The 17,140-nt window shown below is 45.8% G+C and carries 16 protein-coding genes and 1 riboswitch; of the genes, 6 read left to right on the top strand and 10 right to left on the bottom strand.

The features are described from left to right. Nucleotides 1–186 precede the first annotated feature (186 nt). Nucleotides 187–534 (top strand): YflT domain-containing protein, encoded by a 348-nt coding sequence (locus J0K78_RS08265; RefSeq protein WP_160912663.1) that lies wholly within the window; start codon nucleotides 187–189, stop codon nucleotides 532–534. Between the two features lie 48 nt (nucleotides 535–582). Here the strand turns inward: J0K78_RS08265 and J0K78_RS08260 are convergent, their stop codons facing one another. From J0K78_RS08260 to J0K78_RS08245, 4 genes are all read right to left on the bottom strand, one after another. Beyond that, the gene (locus J0K78_RS08260; RefSeq protein WP_206946236.1) at nucleotides 583–2,031 is read right to left on the bottom strand and encodes a phospholipase D family protein; all 1,449 of its coding nucleotides are present in this window, start codon (nucleotides 2,029–2,031) and stop codon (nucleotides 583–585) included. An 886-nt stretch (nucleotides 2,032–2,917) separates the two neighbouring features. Next, complete coding sequence (gene thiT, locus J0K78_RS08255) at nucleotides 2,918–3,484, bottom strand: energy-coupled thiamine transporter ThiT (protein ID WP_206946235.1); 567 nt, start codon at nucleotides 3,482–3,484, stop codon at nucleotides 2,918–2,920. 88 nt (nucleotides 3,485–3,572) lie between these two features. Further along, nucleotides 3,573–3,672: riboswitch (TPP riboswitch) on the bottom strand. 81 nt (nucleotides 3,673–3,753) lie between these two features. Further along, nucleotides 3,754–4,494 carry an alpha/beta hydrolase gene (locus J0K78_RS08250; protein WP_206946234.1) on the bottom strand — a complete coding sequence of 247 codons (741 nt, stop codon included), beginning with the start codon at nucleotides 4,492–4,494 and terminating at the stop codon, nucleotides 3,754–3,756. Beyond that, a complete protein-coding gene (locus J0K78_RS08245; protein WP_206946306.1) occupies nucleotides 4,448–5,353 on the bottom strand; it encodes an SDR family oxidoreductase in 906 nt (301 codons plus the stop codon). Before J0K78_RS08245 ends, J0K78_RS08250 begins: the two co-directional genes overlap by 47 nt. A 205-nt stretch (nucleotides 5,354–5,558) precedes the next feature. Here J0K78_RS08245 and yfkAB point away from each other — a divergent pair, with 205 nt between their 5' ends. Together yfkAB and J0K78_RS08235 are read left to right on the top strand one after the other, a co-directional pair. Further along, nucleotides 5,559–6,683, top strand: a complete 1,125-nt coding sequence (yfkAB, locus tag J0K78_RS08240; RefSeq protein WP_206946233.1) for a radical SAM/CxCxxxxC motif protein YfkAB — start codon at nucleotides 5,559–5,561, stop codon at nucleotides 6,681–6,683. An 18-nt stretch (nucleotides 6,684–6,701) separates the two neighbouring features. Further along, nucleotides 6,702–7,283: a YgjP-like metallopeptidase domain-containing protein gene (locus tag J0K78_RS08235; protein WP_206946232.1), complete on the top strand. Its 582-nt coding sequence runs from the start codon at nucleotides 6,702–6,704 to the stop codon at nucleotides 7,281–7,283. A 41-nt stretch (nucleotides 7,284–7,324) separates the two neighbouring features. On the opposite strand, the gene zupT is transcribed toward J0K78_RS08235, so the two are convergent. Beyond that, a complete protein-coding gene (zupT, locus tag J0K78_RS08230) occupies nucleotides 7,325–8,131 on the bottom strand; it encodes a zinc transporter ZupT (protein ID WP_206946231.1) in 807 nt (268 codons plus the stop codon). Nucleotides 8,132–8,347: 216 nt separating this feature from the next. Further along, nucleotides 8,348–9,013 carry an SIMPL domain-containing protein gene (locus tag J0K78_RS08225; protein WP_206946230.1) on the bottom strand — a complete coding sequence of 222 codons (666 nt, stop codon included), beginning with the start codon at nucleotides 9,011–9,013 and terminating at the stop codon, nucleotides 8,348–8,350. 125 nt (nucleotides 9,014–9,138) lie between these two features. Between J0K78_RS08225 and J0K78_RS08220 the strand changes: the two genes are divergently transcribed. Then, nucleotides 9,139–10,596 carry a flavin monoamine oxidase family protein gene (locus J0K78_RS08220; RefSeq protein ID WP_206946229.1) on the top strand — a complete coding sequence of 486 codons (1,458 nt, stop codon included), beginning with the start codon at nucleotides 9,139–9,141 and terminating at the stop codon, nucleotides 10,594–10,596. A gap of 168 nt (nucleotides 10,597–10,764) precedes the next feature. Here the strand turns inward: J0K78_RS08220 and J0K78_RS08215 are convergent, their stop codons facing one another. Further along, the gene (locus J0K78_RS08215; protein WP_206946228.1) at nucleotides 10,765–11,919 is read right to left on the bottom strand and encodes a S1C family serine protease; all 1,155 of its coding nucleotides are present in this window, start codon (nucleotides 11,917–11,919) and stop codon (nucleotides 10,765–10,767) included. An 11-nt stretch (nucleotides 11,920–11,930) separates the two neighbouring features. Next, on the bottom strand, nucleotides 11,931–13,082 hold the full coding sequence (locus tag J0K78_RS08210; RefSeq protein WP_206946227.1) for a zinc-ribbon domain-containing protein: 1,152 nt from the start codon (nucleotides 13,080–13,082) through the stop codon (nucleotides 11,931–11,933). A 441-nt stretch (nucleotides 13,083–13,523) separates the two neighbouring features. Between J0K78_RS08210 and J0K78_RS20290 the strand changes: the two genes are divergently transcribed. After that, nucleotides 13,524–14,018 carry a 3D domain-containing protein gene (locus J0K78_RS20290; protein ID WP_206946226.1) on the top strand — a complete coding sequence of 165 codons (495 nt, stop codon included), beginning with the start codon at nucleotides 13,524–13,526 and terminating at the stop codon, nucleotides 14,016–14,018. 435 nt (nucleotides 14,019–14,453) lie between these two features. Here J0K78_RS20290 and J0K78_RS08200 read toward each other — a convergent pair whose 3' ends face one another. Then, on the bottom strand, nucleotides 14,454–14,690 hold the full coding sequence (locus J0K78_RS08200) for a hypothetical protein (protein ID WP_206946225.1): 237 nt from the start codon (nucleotides 14,688–14,690) through the stop codon (nucleotides 14,454–14,456). Nucleotides 14,691–15,339: 649 nt separating this feature from the next. On the opposite strand from J0K78_RS08200, the gene J0K78_RS08195 reads away from it, so the two are divergent. Continuing rightward, the gene (locus J0K78_RS08195) at nucleotides 15,340–16,587 is read left to right on the top strand and encodes a YeeE/YedE family protein (protein ID WP_206946224.1); all 1,248 of its coding nucleotides are present in this window, start codon (nucleotides 15,340–15,342) and stop codon (nucleotides 16,585–16,587) included. Between the two features lie 332 nt (nucleotides 16,588–16,919). On the opposite strand, the gene J0K78_RS20285 is transcribed toward J0K78_RS08195, so the two are convergent. Further along, the gene (locus tag J0K78_RS20285; RefSeq protein WP_370551098.1) at nucleotides 16,920–16,991 is read right to left on the bottom strand and encodes a putative holin-like toxin; all 72 of its coding nucleotides are present in this window, start codon (nucleotides 16,989–16,991) and stop codon (nucleotides 16,920–16,922) included. Between the last annotated feature and the right edge of the window lie 149 nt (nucleotides 16,992–17,140).

The following is a 17,140-nucleotide window of genomic DNA, read 5'->3' as shown; positions in this document are numbered from 1 at the left end:
CTCTTGATTTTAATTGATATATTGATGATTTAATTGATATAGGAAAACTTTAATTGATATTCTTACGTTTTCAGTTGATATCTTGTGCGGTCGGATAAAGAGTCCCCTGCCCATTCACAGGTTTCATTCACTTCCACCCGGGTATATTCCATACCGTAGCAGCTATAAAAAAAGGAGCGATCCAATATGAAACCAACGGTAAGAGAATACACAAATGATGAAAGACTGATGGAAGATGTGAAGCGTTTAAAGGATGAAGGCATCGACAACAAAGACATTTACATCCTGTCGCACGATGACGACCGAACAGATCGTATCGCCAAGAACGTCAATGCCAATACCATCGGCCTTTCCGAGCAGGACATCAAACATGTGATCAGCAATCTCTTCAGTAAACAGGGCGATGAACTACGTACAAAACTGCAGGAGATTGGATTTTCTGAACAGGAAGCAGAAGAATACGAAGAAGATTTGGATGAAGGGAAAGTTCTCCTGATTGTTACGAACCCTTCCAAAGCAGAAACCTTATTATAAAAAGAAGAATACAAAAGGAGCGCACATTCCGTGCGCTCCTTTCTTATATCAATAGGTTGTGAACCATGTCCATTTTTGCAGATAATAGGTGGCATAGCGAATGAAAGTCAAGTTATCCTGATACTCTTTGTAGTCCGCCGTGTAGTGCCCCTCTTCATTGTTCCAAATCCGAGTGAAGTAGTCATTCACTTCCGTAAATACCTGTTCTTCCCCATTTCCTTTAATGACAACATCGGCTTCCAAGTTTAAGTTTGAGAGGTTACGGCGCGTGTAGTTCGCTGACCCCGCAATGATGACGTCCTCCTCAGGATGGTCAATATACAGCATCTTCGTATGATACTGCTCGATATTGACATCATACCATCGCAGATGGATGTTTTCGTTCCCCAGGCGTTTTAATTCAGCAGCAACCGGTAAATTAGGAATACCTGTCTTCTCGTGACCAAATGCCTTTTTGTTAGGGTCCATCACAATGTTCACCGTAGCCCCACGGTTGGCTGCATCATCAAGCGAGCTCGTAATTTTTTTATCAGCCAAGTAGTACATTCCGAGCCAGACGGTGTCCCCTTCACCAGCAGCCGACAATTCATCAAGAATGGATCTGTAAATTTTCCCTTCGGTTACAAACTGTGTCGTCAGAGGACCTTCCTGCTCCTCCCACGTGCGATCTTCATAGTCAGGAAAATCAGCTTCTCCAGAATAGTTAACGACCGCCTCTTCCGCTTCTAATATATCTTTGATGATCGGACCTGTCATCTTGAACGCCACGTTTTCATGATATCCACTCGCATCATGAGGATTGGCTGTCGAGACGATCGCAGATTTCTCCGTAACAAGGATTTTTCTGTGATTTGCCTTGATGTTCAGCAATTTCATGTAGGACCTCAGGGTCACATCCGGAGCTTCTTTGGCCATCGGATTACTGATCCAGCCATTTTCTCCGGTGCCCATCCAGGAAAACAACAGCCGCCAGACGCTTGAGTATAAAGGATTCGAGTCTCTCAATTTATTCAAGTTTGTCAAAACAACATCCACACCGCCATCTTCCAGGCGCTGGATCGTCTCAGACTGATACGATCCGTACACGGTGTTGATCTGATCGGTTATGAAAACCACCTTCAAATCAGGGACTTCCTCTTTTCGTTTTAAAATGGCGTCAACCAGGTTGCTGGAGATGTCAGGAAACTCGTTCTTACCATTTGTGTACCCATTGAATAGAAACATATCGGCCACAATGAAGTCTTCAGCCTCCCCTATTGTCCGGTTGATCTCTTCAAAAACCTGAAGATCATGCACCGTCTTCCCTGCTTCGTCTTCGTATGTTAAATCACGGAAAAACTCGATATTTTCCATCTGATGCTTCTCTCCTTCATAAGAGATCCCCTCAGGAAGAGCTTTCCATGAAGTATGATAAGCAATGGTGACACTTAAAATAGCGATAATAGCGACAATGATCCAAAACCACTTACTCTTTCCAATCCGCTTCAAACGGTCCATTATGTAGCCTCCTCAACTTGAGTGCTTATTTTATTTTCACTATAATGTCCTGTCTCAAACCTCAATAGAAGAAAAAATAAAAAAAACATAGTTTATTGAACGATATGGCAGGATTGTGGAAGACTCCGTTTCGAGATGTTTTTTGAGTGGATAGGGGCTACGGGGAATAGCTCGCTTTCCGCGGGAGCGCGACGAGCCTCCTCAGGCTGACGCCTTGCGGGGTCTCACCCTGCACTTTTTTCCTCCTAGTTATCCGGTTCTGGCGCCTAGCGGCTAGTGAGACTTCCCTCGCTTCTGTACGATAAGTCAACATCGAATCACTCCGTTCTTCGTGTTTCCTTTATCTCCGCCAGTTCAGTCCAGTCCATACGCCGCTTATCAAGGCGCCTGCACACTTATGTTAGGAGTCTCGCCATTCCCCTCCGCCCCTTTCTCTTGGAAGATTCTCGAAACCACTACTCTAAAATGAGTTTGTATGGTATTGGGAAGAGGATAATATTAATTCTGCCCAGTGGGCATTCAGAAAGTGAAAGCTTGATACAGAAGTTTGATACCCACTCTAGATGGAAGAGTGGTAGACACTCCATCTCTGTATAGGGGTTCGTTTCTCCTCTTATATGAAATGGGGTGGCTTGGAAGCTGCGAGACTCCCGTGGGAGAAGGAGATAGACAAGATCCCGTAGGACGCAGTCCGAGGAAGCTCGGCGCTCCCCCACAGGAAAGCGAGTGGCTTCCCAGCCACCCCTAACGCTTAACCAGGCAACGAACCCTGGAGACATCTCGAAACTGAATTCTCAAGAAAAGGCGGCGTTTGTGGAAATTCATAGAAGGAAGAACTATTAAAAATCCCCCATTCGATGTCAGAACATCGCACGGGGGATTTTGTTTAATGGCTTAATAATTTTGGTCGTTTTACAAATAGGAGACTGACGACGATACTGCTTAAGATAAACGCCGGGAGCATGTACCCACCATTATAGATGAGGGAATACAACCAGACAGGCTGTCCCTCAGGGGCGAACTCGCCGTAAAAAACGATCCCTGCAAAAAAGTGTCCGAAAAAGCGGAGCACGCTTCCAATCAGGCAGCCGACAATAATCCATCCGATCAATCGACGGGACTCTTTCGATTGGATCGCCTTCCATAGCGGTTTCGCTACTATGCCAGCCGCTCCGATTACTGCAAAGGCGACGATATAGTCGAAAAACGCCTGAAGTAGTGTCATAATATAGGCGCCGGTCATGATTTGATAGATTCCTAACAGAAGACCGGTGGTGACGCCACCTTTCAAGCCCCAGCGGAAGGCCATGATGAATACGGGGACCATGGCAAAGGAAACCGAACCTCCCTGCGCCCACAGTTTAAATGATAAAAACGGGATGATATCCAACAATAATGCGAGTGCTGAAAAAATCGCAACTTCTACGAGAAATAAAACGCGACGATTTCTCATTTCAACATTCCTCCTAAAAAAAGACACAAAAAAAGCAACGCCAAATAGGGAAGCTTCCTGATGGAGGAGTCCCAATTCTGCATTGCACCATCAAAAAAGCCGCCATCCCTACGCCAGTGCTAACTGACAGGTTCGAAGGGTCAGAACGAAATGTTCACTCTCAGCCGGAGGCTCCCCTTGAAGGCTTTATACCGTTTACTTTTCTTGATTTGTCTCTATTATAATAAACTTTTTACTAGATTACAAAACCTTTTATATTTCCCGGGCAATCACTTCGTATTCGTGTACATTTGGAAAAATTCCAAGGTGCGTTCAATGATCATATCCTTGTCATGATCAAGAGTCGCCACATGATAACTATTTTCCAGATGGATAATCTCCTTGTGTTCAGAAAACACCGATTCGAAAATGACTTCTGAGTTATGCGGAGGTACAACGTGATCCTCATCCGATACGAAAATCATGATCGGGCAGTGGATTTCATCCAGTCTATCCTTGACCATGCCCATCAATCCAACCAGCTCTCCGATCGATTTCACCGGCGTGCGGTCATACGCAAGTTCGACCGTCTCCGGATCTTTAATATCGGAACCGATCGCATCTAAAAAGCGTTCATCCGTCCCCTGGCTACTTTCCAGTGCAGGGATATCGATAGCCGCATTGATTGGAATGACTCCCTCAATGTCCCGATACTGACTCGCCATATACAACGCAAGCGTCCCACCCATCGATAAACCGACGACAAATATTTTTGAACATCTGTCTTTTAACCAGGAATAAGCTTCTTCCACGGATTGCACCCAATCCATATGTGAGGTAGATTCCATATCCTCAGGACTTGTTCCATGACCCTTTAATCTCGGACAATAAACGGTGTAACCAGCTCTGGCATAGGCTTCAGCTAAAGGCTGCATACTTTGGGTCGTTCCTGTAAATCCATGAGAGATGAGGATACCGACTTCATTACCCTCGAAGCGCATCTCCTCTGCTCCATGCATCACGTTTTCCATTCAATCCCACTCCTTTGGCTTTCTCTTTTCCAAGTATTTTTTGTAGCACGGTATTTTCCAACCACTTCCAAGGCAGCAAGCGCTTGAACCACACATTCGCTCTCACACCGGCACCGATGGGATAGCGGAGTTTCACCAGGGTTTCTTTTTCCATCAATCCCGTCATCAGATCTGATACATCCTGAGGATTGCCATGGGATTCACTGTTCAAAGCATTCCACAATCCTTTTATGTATTCGGCATAAGGAGACTCAGGGTCCTGGGCGGCTTCCGGCATAACAAGACCGGACGACCAAATATTGGTCTGATAAGAGCCCGGCTCAATCAGAGCGACATCAATTCCGAATGGTTTCACTTCGAAACGGAGACTTTCAGATAAGCCTTCCAAGGCGTGTTTGGATGAGACATAAGCGGATAAGCCTGGAAAACCGATCAACCCGCTCACACTGCTGACATTCAAAATCTTCCCACTACCCTGGGCACGCATCAGGGGCAGAACTGCTTTCGTAACGGCAATCACACCAAAAACATTGGTATCAAATTGTTTACGGTACGTTTCAAGCGGCACCTGTTCAAGAAATCCACCTACCGCATAACCGGCGTTATTCACAAGCACGTCCAAGCGATACAGCGTATTCACTTTTTCTGAAAATCGCGCGATCGATTGTTCATCCGTCACATCCAATGACCACACTTCAATGCGGTCACGGACCTCCTCGTCCAATGTTTCGTACGCTACGGCTTTTTCTATATTTCTCATCGTGGCGATGACACGAAAGCCTTTTTCTGCACATTTCACAGCTGTATGGAAACCGAATCCACTGGATGCTCCTGTAATGAGTACGGTTTGTTTCATGATCTGACTCCCCCTTGTGCTAGTCGTTACCCCATATCATTCGATGTCACACCCTTATTCTCCTCTTTCCATAAAACATGCACAGGTGCATAGGAGTAGATCCCGTAACAATTCCGATACATATTGTATGGTTTTAGGCATATTAATGATAGAATGGTAAAGGTTATCGACCGAAATAAATTTGAATAGAAAGGAAGTTTCATAATTTATGAGTACGAACATGAAGCTTCAGGCGCTTACCCCTTCTTACGATCCATGGGAAGCGTATATGGACGTGGAAGAACACGGAAAAATGACCTTATCGAACATTGAATTTACGACGACGACGCTTTGCAACATGCGTTGTGAGCACTGCGCGGTCGGATATACGTTAGGTGCGAAGGATCCGGAAGCTTTGCCGATGGACTTGCTCCGGAAGCGGCTTGATGAAATCCCTCACCTGCGTACACTGAGCATTACGGGCGGAGAGCCGATGATGTCGAAGAAATCGGTGGAAAATTATGTGGTGCCCCTCTTGAAATACGCCCATGAGCGCGGCGTGCGAACGCAAATCAATTCCAACTTGACGCTTCCTTATGAGCGTTACATCCCGATCATTCCTTATTTGGACGTTTTACATATTTCCCACAACTGGGGAACGATCGAAGAATTCATTCATACCGGATTCGCCCGGATGGAAAGAAAACCATCGGAAGAAAACCGAAAGAAATTTTTTGACCGGATGGTGGAAAATTCGCAGCGGCTTTCTGAAGAAGGGGTCATGGTTTCAGCTGAAACGATGCTGAATCGCCGTACGTTCCCATATCTTGAGTCCATTCACGATCATGTCAAAGAAATGAAGTGTGCCCGCCACGAGATTCACCCGATGTATCCCGTGGATTTCGCCAGCAGTTTAGAGACATTAAGTCTTGAACAAATGCGCGAAGGCATCAATCGTCTTCTTGATCATCGTAATGACGATATGTGGATGTTATTCGGCACGCTGCCCTACTATCCATGCAGTTCTTCCCAAGACGACCTCGATATGCTGAAGCGTCTTTACAGCGAAAAGAATGTGACGGTAAGAAACGATCCAGACGGACGTTCCCGCTTGAACGTGAACATTTTCTCAGGGGATATTATCGTGACAGACTTCGGTGACGAGCCAGGGCTTGGGAACATTCAAGACACCAATCTTTCCGATGCCTATGAGAACTGGCTTTCTACGAATACAGCGAAGAGCTTGAACTGCCATTGTCCGGCCGTGAAATGCCTCGGTCCGAATGTGCTGGTGAAGAACACGTATTATGAAAGTGTCGACTTCCAAAAACGGAAAACGAACATTACGTTGTAAGTCAGAAAGGAGACATCAATGCCTATCGTTACTTACGCAGAACAAACCATTGCTTATACAGTAGAAAAGCAGGACGTCTCTTTTATTAAAATCTACCTCGATGATTTGAATGGAGTAAAAGTGACCGTCTCCCCTCATAAAGAAGAGGCAAAAATTCAGGCTTTTGTTGAAAAGAAAGCGGACTGGATTTTGGAAAAATGGCAGAAGACGCACGACGATCTATACGCAATCGATGCCCTAACTGCTTCCGATAACGTTAAGATTTCTTACCTTGGCCGCTCCTATCGTCTAAGGACCGACCATCAGGAGGAGGCCCGTTTTGCTTTTCAAAAAGGCACCTTCCATTTCGCTTATCCTGAAAATTGGACGGAAGAAGAAGCGAACGAACAACTCCGAGCAGAAGTGAACCATTGGCTTTTCCGTAAAGCAGGTGAAAAATTCCCGACACTTTCCGAGTGGGATATAAAGGTGGACGAAGACCATTTGAAGCTTGGAAGGAAAGAAACGGACCACATCCATCTTAACTGGCGACTGATCCAGAGATCCAAACAAAAGATTCAGCAGACCATCGAAGATCTCATCCAGGAAAAAACGTGTTAACAAAAAATGCCCAGCAGGCCATCGACCTGCTGGGCATTTTTTTATATGAATAAGAGGAGACTCAAAGCCATAACGGCCATACCTGCAACGACTCCATAAATCGATAAATGCGCTTCCCCATACCTTCTTGATGCAGGAAGCAGTTCATCAAGGGAAATGAATACCATGATCCCTGCCACCCCTGCGAATAAAATACCGAACATCATGTCGTTCAAGAACGGCATCAGTAGAAGATAGGCGAGAATGGCACCGACCGGTTCAGACAAACCACTCAGGAAAGAAAGTTTGAATGCTTTTTTCTTATCTCCTGTCGCATAGTAGACGGGCACAGATACAGCAATACCCTCTGGGATGTTATGAATGGCAATCGCAGCAGCAATGGCTAATCCCAGCGCCGGGTCATTCAAGGCTGCAGTAAACGTCGCGATTCCTTCCGGAAAGTTGTGAATCGCAATCGCCAAAGCTGTGAACGTTCCCATCTTCAATAAATCAGGATCTTTCACGGCTGTGTCCCGTTTCGTCATATCTTCCACTTTTTTCACTTCGTGAGGGTTCCCTGATTTAGGAATGAATTTATCGATCAGTGCGATGACAAGCATACCTCCGAAGAAGGCGCCGACCGTCGTCCACCGCCCTGCCTCGTTCCCCATCGCATCGACGAGTGAATCCTGAGCTTTAAAAAAGATTTCCACCATCGATACATAGATCATAACCCCCGCCGAAAAACCGAGCGCAAGGGAAAGGAACTTCGTGTTCGTCGTCTTTGCGAAAAAAGCGATCAAACTTCCTACACCTGTGGCTAATCCCGCAAGCAAGGTTAGCCCGAAAGCCAATAACAAGTTTTCCATGGTACCTCTCCTTCAATTCGACCATTTTCTCTAAGCATATTGTAACGAAGGTTTTTCCTTAGAGCAACTTTTTTAGTTTCAGTTATATTTTATGAGCCCATAAAATAAGTGCTACACATTATTCTCAACTTTTATATTCATATTTAGAGCCTCCCGTGCATAATCTATCCTTTTTTGCCCATAAAAAAACCACCTTCCGGATTGGAAAGTGGCGGATTACGGGAAATATTGAAAATGTGCTTCCACCCTAGCGACCGTTTCAAGTGTACCCGGTTCGATCGGAGTGGTGGCTGCTCCAAGAGCTTCTGCTTTTTGAAAACTTTGGACAGGTGCAACAGGCGCCGTTCCTAATTCCATGATCTTGACAGGGGTCTGATCCAAGTTCAACCCCATCGTATTTGCGATGGTCTGCGCATTGGCAAGTGCATTTCCGAGAGCGATTCTTAACGCCTCTTGATAATTCTGATAGGGGTCACTCACTGTAAACGCAATACTGGATATCCGGTTCGCCCCGGCCGTTACCGCTGTATCAATGACGTAACCGGTCTGACTCACATCGTTGATGGTGACTTTCAGCGTGTGGGTCACCTGATAGCCACGGAACTCCTGCTTGCCATCGACATAATCATACTCAGGAAAAATAAAGTAGTCCGCGGTTTGAATGTTTTCTTCCGGTATGCCGGCAGCAACCAATTGCGTGCGTACACTTTCCATCACCCGGGCATTATCCTGCTGTGCTTTTTCCAAGTTTTCATCCTGTGTCACGACGCCAATATTTACATTCGCCACATCCGGACGCACCTGCACTTTTCCGACCCCATTGACCTTGAGAAGTCTTCCCTCTCCTTCTCTTCCTATCTGCCTCATACCAGGATAATACATCTCGCATCTCCCCCTTTTACATTTAATGAAGAAGAACGAAGGATTATGTCCTTTCTCGAGATAAGGATTTTTCCCCATACTTTTATTTCCATTTTTTGAATACATAGTAAAAGGGGGTGGTGTCGATGCATCGTGTATATGAAGAAAGCGTGGAAGAATTTAAATCTTATATTCTCGAGGGTTTACCCATGTACGGACGAAGGAAGCGGATTCTTATTTTAGGGGCGGGTATGTCTGGTCTTGTTGCCGGATCCCTTTTGAAAAGAGCCGGACATGATGTCGTTATTTTAGAAGGAAATGACCGGGTCGGTGGAAGGGTCCATACCATTCGCGAACCTTTTTCAAATGGAAACTACATCGATGCCGGCGCCATGAGAATCCCAAAGAATCACCAATACGTCCAAACCTATATCGATCAGTTCGGCCTCTCGACCAACTCCTTCATAAACTCTAAACCCAACGACCTTTTTATGATCAATGGTCAAAGGGTGTACCGTTCGCAATATGAAGAAAACCCTGACCTCTTACAGTTCCATCTCCTCCCGCAAGAACGAGGTAAGACAGCCCGGCAATTGTTTCTGGACGCTGTCCAGCCGTTTCTAGACCTATATCAGAATAGTTCTGATGAGGAGAAAAAGAAATTGGAAGATCAATTTTCTAATTTTTCCATGGGGGAATATTTGAGAAACAACCCTTATGGTCCCTCGATGTCCAGGAATGCTGTACGTATGATCAAAGTGGTGCTTGGGATTGAAGGGTTTCCTGAGTTTTCCTTTCTTGATATCTTAATCGACATTACGTTTCCCATATTCAATGGTCAAACGGAATTCGTTGAAATTCAGGGTGGGAATGACCGTCTCCCCCATGCTTTTTTACCCGAATTGATTGATAATATCTATTTTGAACAAAAAGTGACGAAAATCATCCACAACCATGACCATGTCTCTGTCCATACAGAAGACCAGCGTTTTGCCAAACCATCATGCTGGAAGGGTGACCTATTACTGACGACTATTCCTTTCAGCGCTTTTCAGTTCATAGATGTTCTCCCCTTCGGCTGCTTATCTCAGAAGAAGTGGCAGGCGATTCGAGAGGTCATTAACGTACCTGCCGTTAAGATCGGTATCGAATTCAAGACCCGTTTCTGGGAAAGGTATCCGATCGGAAATCTCATTTCTGACTTACCGATCCGTTTTGCATACCAACCCAGTCACCACCAGGGCATGTCAGGACCCGGGATGCTACTAGCCAGTTACACGTGGGGACAGAACGCCCTTCTCTTCAACAGTCTCAGTCAGGAAGAAGCGACCAAAGAAGTACTTGAAAATCTTGCTCGTATCTACGGAAACGTCGTGTATGAAGAGTACATGCAGAGTGTCGTTTACAATTGGAGCCGAAATCCATTCTCCGCCGGATGCTTCACCTTGTTCACCCCTGGACAGAGCCGTGATTTGGAAGAAGTGATGCCGCTCCCCGAAGGCCGGATCCACTTTGCTGGTGAACAAACGTCCTCCTACCATGGCTGGATTGAAGGCGCCATCGAATCCGGCATCCGTGCTGCGAAAGAAATGAATGAACGGTGAATGTGTGGGGCTGGTTGTGATGTTCCTGGCACCGTTACTGTCTGATGGGGTGCCTGGCACCACAAATTGCCTCCCAGGTGCCAGACTTACTGTGCACCACACCATTTCACATAAAAAAACCAAAAAAACCCCTTTCCATTACTCAATAATGGAAAGGGGTTTTCATTCTTAGGAAGCTTCTTTTTGTTCGGCACTCAGCTCTTCGCCGGAGCCGCTCCAAATTTTAACGGACTGGTTCTCTTTTTTGACCGGATACACGACTTTGTATTTCTTCATCTGCACTTCCCCATCCACCGTTTCTTCAGCTGTAAGGAAAGCAGTCACCTCCATGTGGTCACCATTCGGATCGACAACGAGGTTATCCACTTTCACACTGAGGGTGTTGTTGTAGCCGGAACGGAAGTCTTCAAAAGAAATGTCTTCCTGCCAGCTGGCACTGAGTAAAGAATACGCGGTGACGAAATCTCCTTGATTGATGCTGTCATAAAAATACTGCACCATATAACTCGCCTGTTCAGCATCTGTTCCTGTCACGGGAGAATACACTTCACCCGTCAGCTCAGGAAATTCCGGAAGAGAACGCATCGGCGATTCACTCCAGCGCTTCACCATAGGAAGCACATCGGAAACCGGAATGCTGAAGCCGATCGTTTCGTCATTCATTTTGGCGGTGTTGATCCCGATGACTTCACCGGTTTCCCTGTCAAGAAGGGGTCCACCGCTATTCCCCGGAGAAATGGGTGCGGAAATCTGGTATAAGTTTTTGTAATGGAAAGGCTCGATATCCAGCGTCCGCTCAAGGCCGCTGATTTCCCCGCGCGTAACGGTGTTTTGCAGCCCAAGTGGACTTCCCAGCGCCAGGACTTCATCAAGAAGTTCTGCTGCATTCTCTTCTCTAATCGGCAGCGGGTCTTTTCCTTTCAAACCTGGTACCCGAACGACAGCTACATCAATGTCACGGCTGACGCCGATCACATCACCGGGCATTTTTTTCCCATCCGATGTAATGATGTTAACCTTCTCTGTATTTGCAACCACGTGTGCATTCGTTATGATATCTCCCTGATCATTGTATAAAAAGCCGGAACCGACCGAACCATCTTCGAGCTCTAACTGCACGACAAGCTTCTGCGATTCAAAAATGATCTCCTGTGTTTCCTTAGGTACTTCTCCCTCTTCGTCATCCTCAGCGGGTGGTTCATTTAAAACAGCCGAAACCGTGACGTCTTTTTGAATGGTATCCATCACGTAGAAAACGCCCGCAATCCCGCCACCAAGAATCAAAAGAGTGGCGAGAAGGCTGATGATCCAAGAGCGTTTCATCTTCCATCCCCCTATTCTACGAGCCACTCCATTTCTGTCATTTCAACGGAGTATTCTCCTTCTTCTAATTCATAATGTACTTTTTCAAAAGTCCCCTGATCGCCAGGGTTCATATAGTTCGGGAACACTTTCACAGATTCTGAACGGACGACCTTTCCATCTTTATCGAGGATGTCATATTTTACGGTCACCGTGCTGATGATCTGGGTAGCCACACTTTTCAGTGATCCCTTCACTTTATAATCACCGAACTCATCTTTCGTTATCGAGAGATCGGCAACTTCCAGTGCCTGTGTCTGGTTGCGCAATTCATCCTGCGCTGCCTGTTGCATGGCACTTTCAAGCCTCTGCTGTTCCGCTTGTTCAAAGGCTGACTTCTCCTGCTGGATCCGTTCCTTCAACTGAATCAGCTTTTTATCATTGGACACATATTGCAACCCTTGATCGATGGTGGCAATCGCTTCTGCATAGCGTTTTTCACCCGCTGCTGCTTCCGCTTTTTTCGTTGACTGGTTCACGATTTTTTCAAAAATTTTATCCCGGACTTTGGAGGCTTCCTCCAGGTTAAGGCCGGATAATGTATTCAATTTCCCTGCCAGTTCATCCACGTTTGTCAACTTTGATAGTTCCTGATTGATTTCTTTTAACGTCAGCCTGGAATCCATTTCATTCATTTTGGGAACAAGAGTGACAAGCAGACGGCTGTCTTCCTGACGCAAAGCCTCTTGAATGGCCGTAAGCTTCTCATTCGCCTTTTTCAAAGAACCTTCTTCAATCCACTGACCGACTGTCTCCAGTTCCTTATCCCAAGTCAACGCTTCCTGAACAGAGCCGAGTTCCTGCTTGAGAGCCTCGATCTCCGGCCGGCGGTCAATCGCTCCGACGAGCAGTTTCTCAGCTTTCCTGTATTCCCCGGCAAGAGCTTCCTGCTCGGCTTCTTTTTTCATCGCAACCACTTCGGAATTCACATCTTTTTGATAGTCATAAACAAAATAAAGGGCTACCCCCATTACGACAAGCATGATGATAGGCGTAATGATTGGCAACCACGATCGTTTAGCCGTGCTATTCTGTTCAGGTGTTCGTATTAAGTTCTTTCCACATTGAGAACAAAAACGGGCACCGTCATCCATCTTATGCTGGCAATGAGGACATTCAGTCATGGTCCCGTCCTCCTTTTCTATCACTTTCATAATTCTGGAATCTCAAAGAATCCTTATCTATTATAGCATGCCATCCGATGGATTAGTAAACGACATAGGTCCCTTTTTTCAAAAAAATTCCCGCATGCAGGATAAGCGCACGGCCCGTTCTTATTTGTCCGCATAAAATGATATATCTGAAACCCGAGAGGAGGGTCCTCATGTCAAATCGCCCTAATGAAAACAAGCCGAGCAGAAAGCCCTCAAAACCGTGCTGTGGACGCAAACGTAAAGGGACATCACGCTGAAAATAACTGGAGCCGCAGAATAAAAAGCGGCTCTTTTTCAAAAAGGTGTCATTTGTCATAGGAATGTAATCTATTTGTAGGTATTTTGTCTTTGTAAGGGGATCCGGCAGTTGTTACAATGGGCTAAGTGAAATATTGAAAGGGGACATGCATAATGAACAAACGTCTATTATCCCTTCTTCTTTTGCCTATGGTCATCTTCGGCCTTACACTTCCGGTAGCTGCCGATGAAGTGGACAAGCCCGCTCAAAATATTGAAACGAAATCGCTCTCTTTAGATAAAAAAACCAAAGATCTCGAACGTTTTCCAGATAAAGAAAAGAAAGCCGTCACAGCATCCACGAAGAAAGATGATGTCAAACGCACCGTTGCGGTGGAAGCAACGGCCTACACGGCCTTTTGTGAAGGATGCAGCGGAATCACCTACACAGGGATCGACCTTCGTGCCAATCCGGATCAAAAAGTGATCGCCGTCGATCCGAACGTCATCCCTCTAGGATCTAAAGTCCGCGTACCCGGCTATGGCGTAGCCATCGCTGGTGACATTGGTGGAGACATTGAAGGTCACCGCATCGATCTCTTTATGGCACAGGAAAATGACGCCTTTGACTACGGACGCCGTCAAGTCGAAGTGGAAATTCTGAATTAAACTCTTCCTTATAAGGGAGAGTTTTTTTATTATTGCAGCAGCATTTTGAAACTTGATCTTACCGAAATACATATCCCATAAGAACGGCACATCGAAGCAGCTTTCAAGTTCAGATCCTAATGAAAGGGGAATGATTCAGAATGAGTATCATCATGTACATCGGCATATTTATCGCTCAAATCATTGGCGTATCCCTCGCCGCCATAATTTTTATCTCTATATTTTCAAACAGCAGAAAAAAAGATGGATCATTCTTTCTTTCCTAAGCTCATTACTCGTGTTTCAACTCATTCAAGGGTTCAATATCTCTATAGCGATGGGCACGGGCATGGTCATCATTGATCTCTTTGTCATAGCCGCCGCATTCCTGACCCTTAAACCAAAAAACCTCTAAAAAAAGCGCCGCTTCCTTTTCACAGGAAAGCCGCGCTTTTTTTAATCTCTGCTGAACCTTGTTTTCTTTGCACACTTGTCTAAATAAAAACTTTCAACCCCGCTCGTATGAAGCGCGACGCCATCTTCTAAGAACCACCATGTCCCTTTGTCCAGCTGCTTCGTGATGAACTCAGCCGCTTCGCGTTCATTCATATCTTCGCTCAACTCCAGGTCATGCGTCACCACGCGCTTACTATCCAGCAGGAAAATCACGTGCCACTCTTTTTTTGATGCCATGTTAACCACTCCTTTTCCTATATGTAACTTACTATTACTTACCCACCTGATTTATAGTTTAATCTTAAAATTAAAACTCATACATCTTTTACAACAGATAGGGATAGGAGTCTATACGTTTCCGTCATTTTAGAGTGTTTTTGATGATGAAATTCTGCTGCTATATTATATCAGCAGCTTTCGCAATTATATTAGCAGGTTCGGTGAATATATTAGCGACTTTCCTGCATTTATTAACAGGTCCACCTCCTCCTTCAAAAGCAGCTGCAACGGCCCTAAAAACAACAAAAAAGCCACGCCGGCAGCGTCGCTTTCGATCTCAGTCTTTATGTAGGGGGGAGGTGCGCCAGATGTACGCCAAGAAGTTCTTCGATTTGCTTTCCCACAAACAAAGAAAAACCAGCGAGTGACATATGAGCGAGCGACAGGTATAAGACATCCCTCCAATAAGTGTTTTAGGTCGTCCTGTCTACACATTTATTGTACCACTTGTCCACGTTGAATCATGTTAATTCTACGTAAAGACTGAGCTTTGTTCTCTTTGTACAACCATTGTATGCAACATGATTTACAAATAGACGAGTCTCCGTTACAATATCAAAGGTCAGTTAATACAAAGTAAACAAATCGGATTTAGGAGGAATAAAACATGCAACAACAGACTGCCCAGCAGACGGTTTCTGAAAACAACCGTTCCACAGTTATCGCTCCATTAGATCCGGTACAAAAGCCATTCGTATGGATCGGAGCAATCGTATCGCTGCTTTTATTTATAACAATTGTATCTGTCACCACTTTCACACAAGGCGTATTGTTTTTGATCGGCCTTGCCTTCGGACTCGTGCTTCTGCATGCTCGGTTCGGCTTCACTTCTGCATTCCGACGGCTGATATCCGTCGGAAATGTGCAGGGACTCCAAGCACATATGCTCATGCTCGCTGTTGCGACAACGCTTTTTGCTGTTATTTTAGGAACTGGATTCAGCTTTACAGATAACGCCCCTCAAGGGTATGTATTCCCTGTGGGCATCAGCGTTGTCTTCGGTTCCTTTATCTTCGGAATCGGCATGCAGCTGGGGTCCGGCTGTGCATCCGGAACGCTTTACACTGTCGGCGGCGGAAAATCTTCCATGATCCTCACGCTGCTCGGTTTCATCGGAGGATCCGTACTTGGTGCTTATCACATCGGATTCTGGCGCGAAACGCCTACACTTCCGGCTATTTCATTAGCGGAGTCTACCGGCTTCGGTTATTTCGGCGGCTGGATTCTGCAGCTGGCGATTTTCTTAGGCATCTATGGCATCACGGTTAAAGTGGCTCGTAAAAAAAACCCGCCAAAAATGGCGCCACTTAAAACGACAACCGGTTTGAAAAAACTTTGGCGAGGCGCGTGGCCGCTGCTTCTTGCTGCCGTGATTCTGGGTGTATTGAATGCGATCACCCTTGCTGTCCGCGGCAATCCTTGGGGCATCACTTCCGCCTTTGCACTTTGGGGATCCAAATTCATCCAGATGTTCGGCGTCGATGTCGCGAGTTGGACGTACTGGTCCAATAATCCGGCACCACTCAATCAAACCATTCTTGCCGACTCCACAAGTGTCATGAACATTGGAATCATCCTTGGCGCGTTCATCGCGGCAAGCTTTCAAGGCAACTTCAAACCTGGAAAAATCAAACCAGGCATTGGTGTGGCATCCATCATTGGTGGTGGGCTCATGGGATACGGCGCCCGCCTTGCTTTCGGATGTAACATCGGCGCGTACTTCGGCGGCATTGCTTCCTTCAGCCTGCACGGCTGGGTATGGATGATCATGGCGCTCGCCGGGACATACCTTGCTTTATTCCTGCGTCCGATGTTCGGCATGAAAAACCCGAATCCAAAAGACTCGATCTGTTAAAAGGAAACCCTCCAGCCCGGAAGCTGGAGGGTTTTTATTATTTGTTGATATATAGAATATTCAGCCGAAATGCACCTGCATTTCATTGATATATTGGCGATTTAACCGATATATTATAAATTCAGCCGATATATCCGAAATTTAATTGATATTCATCCGAAACACACCACCCACCTGTTTCTTTTTCAAAAAATGTGGTATGATAAGAGCAGATAAAGGATACACATAAGAAAAGGACCACAGCTGGCACTGTGGTCCTCCCGGATCAGCGCTTCAGCCAAAGGGCGCAGCCTTAAAATAGACTCACCCGCATTCACGTCAGAATAGGGAGTCTATTTTTTTATGCGTAAAATCGCGACTACTAAGCCGAGAACGGAAACGATGAACGAACTGAACGCGATCATCACCATCAACGATTCATACATACTCAGAGGCATCACCCCCTTTGCTATGGGGTTAGCCGACACCCTATTCAATTGGCGTAAAGCGTGATCCACTTTAAATTATACCATGTCCTTCCATAGAAACAGACAGGCTTTTTGGACTATCCCAT

It is taken from the genome of Halobacillus sp. GSS1 (genome assembly GCF_017307035.1).
GTDB classification, from domain to species: Bacteria; Bacillota; Bacilli; order Bacillales; family Halobacillaceae; genus Halobacillus; species Halobacillus litoralis.
The sequence above is the reverse complement of the archived record's forward strand: the minus strand, read 5'-3'. Positions and strand labels throughout refer to the sequence as shown.

Excerpts from the sequence above, each read along its gene's own strand:
- J0K78_RS08265 (WP_160912663.1), top strand. The coding sequence starts at position 187 with ATGAAACCAACGGTAAGAGAATACACAAATGATGAAAGACTGATGGAA.
- J0K78_RS08260 (WP_206946236.1), bottom strand. The coding sequence starts at position 2,031 with ATGGACCGTTTGAAGCGGATTGGAAAGAGTAAGTGGTTTTGGATCATT.
- thiT (WP_206946235.1), bottom strand. The coding sequence starts at position 3,484 with ATGAGAAATCGTCGCGTTTTATTTCTCGTAGAAGTTGCGATTTTTTCA.
- J0K78_RS08250 (WP_206946234.1), bottom strand. The coding sequence starts at position 4,494 with ATGGAAAACGTGATGCATGGAGCAGAGGAGATGCGCTTCGAGGGTAAT.
- yfkAB (WP_206946233.1), top strand. The coding sequence starts at position 5,559 with ATGAGTACGAACATGAAGCTTCAGGCGCTTACCCCTTCTTACGATCCA.
- J0K78_RS08235 (WP_206946232.1), top strand. The coding sequence starts at position 6,702 with ATGCCTATCGTTACTTACGCAGAACAAACCATTGCTTATACAGTAGAA.
- zupT (WP_206946231.1), bottom strand. The coding sequence starts at position 8,131 with ATGGAAAACTTGTTATTGGCTTTCGGGCTAACCTTGCTTGCGGGATTA.
- J0K78_RS08225 (WP_206946230.1), bottom strand. The coding sequence starts at position 9,013 with ATGTATTATCCTGGTATGAGGCAGATAGGAAGAGAAGGAGAGGGAAGA.
- J0K78_RS08220 (WP_206946229.1), top strand. The coding sequence starts at position 9,139 with ATGCATCGTGTATATGAAGAAAGCGTGGAAGAATTTAAATCTTATATT.
- J0K78_RS08215 (WP_206946228.1), bottom strand. The coding sequence starts at position 11,919 with ATGAAACGCTCTTGGATCATCAGCCTTCTCGCCACTCTTTTGATTCTT.
- J0K78_RS08210 (WP_206946227.1), bottom strand. The coding sequence starts at position 13,082 with ATGACTGAATGTCCTCATTGCCAGCATAAGATGGATGACGGTGCCCGT.
- J0K78_RS20290 (WP_206946226.1), top strand. The coding sequence starts at position 13,524 with ATGAACAAACGTCTATTATCCCTTCTTCTTTTGCCTATGGTCATCTTC.
- J0K78_RS08200 (WP_206946225.1), bottom strand. The coding sequence starts at position 14,690 with ATGGCATCAAAAAAAGAGTGGCACGTGATTTTCCTGCTGGATAGTAAG.
- J0K78_RS08195 (WP_206946224.1), top strand. The coding sequence starts at position 15,340 with ATGCAACAACAGACTGCCCAGCAGACGGTTTCTGAAAACAACCGTTCC.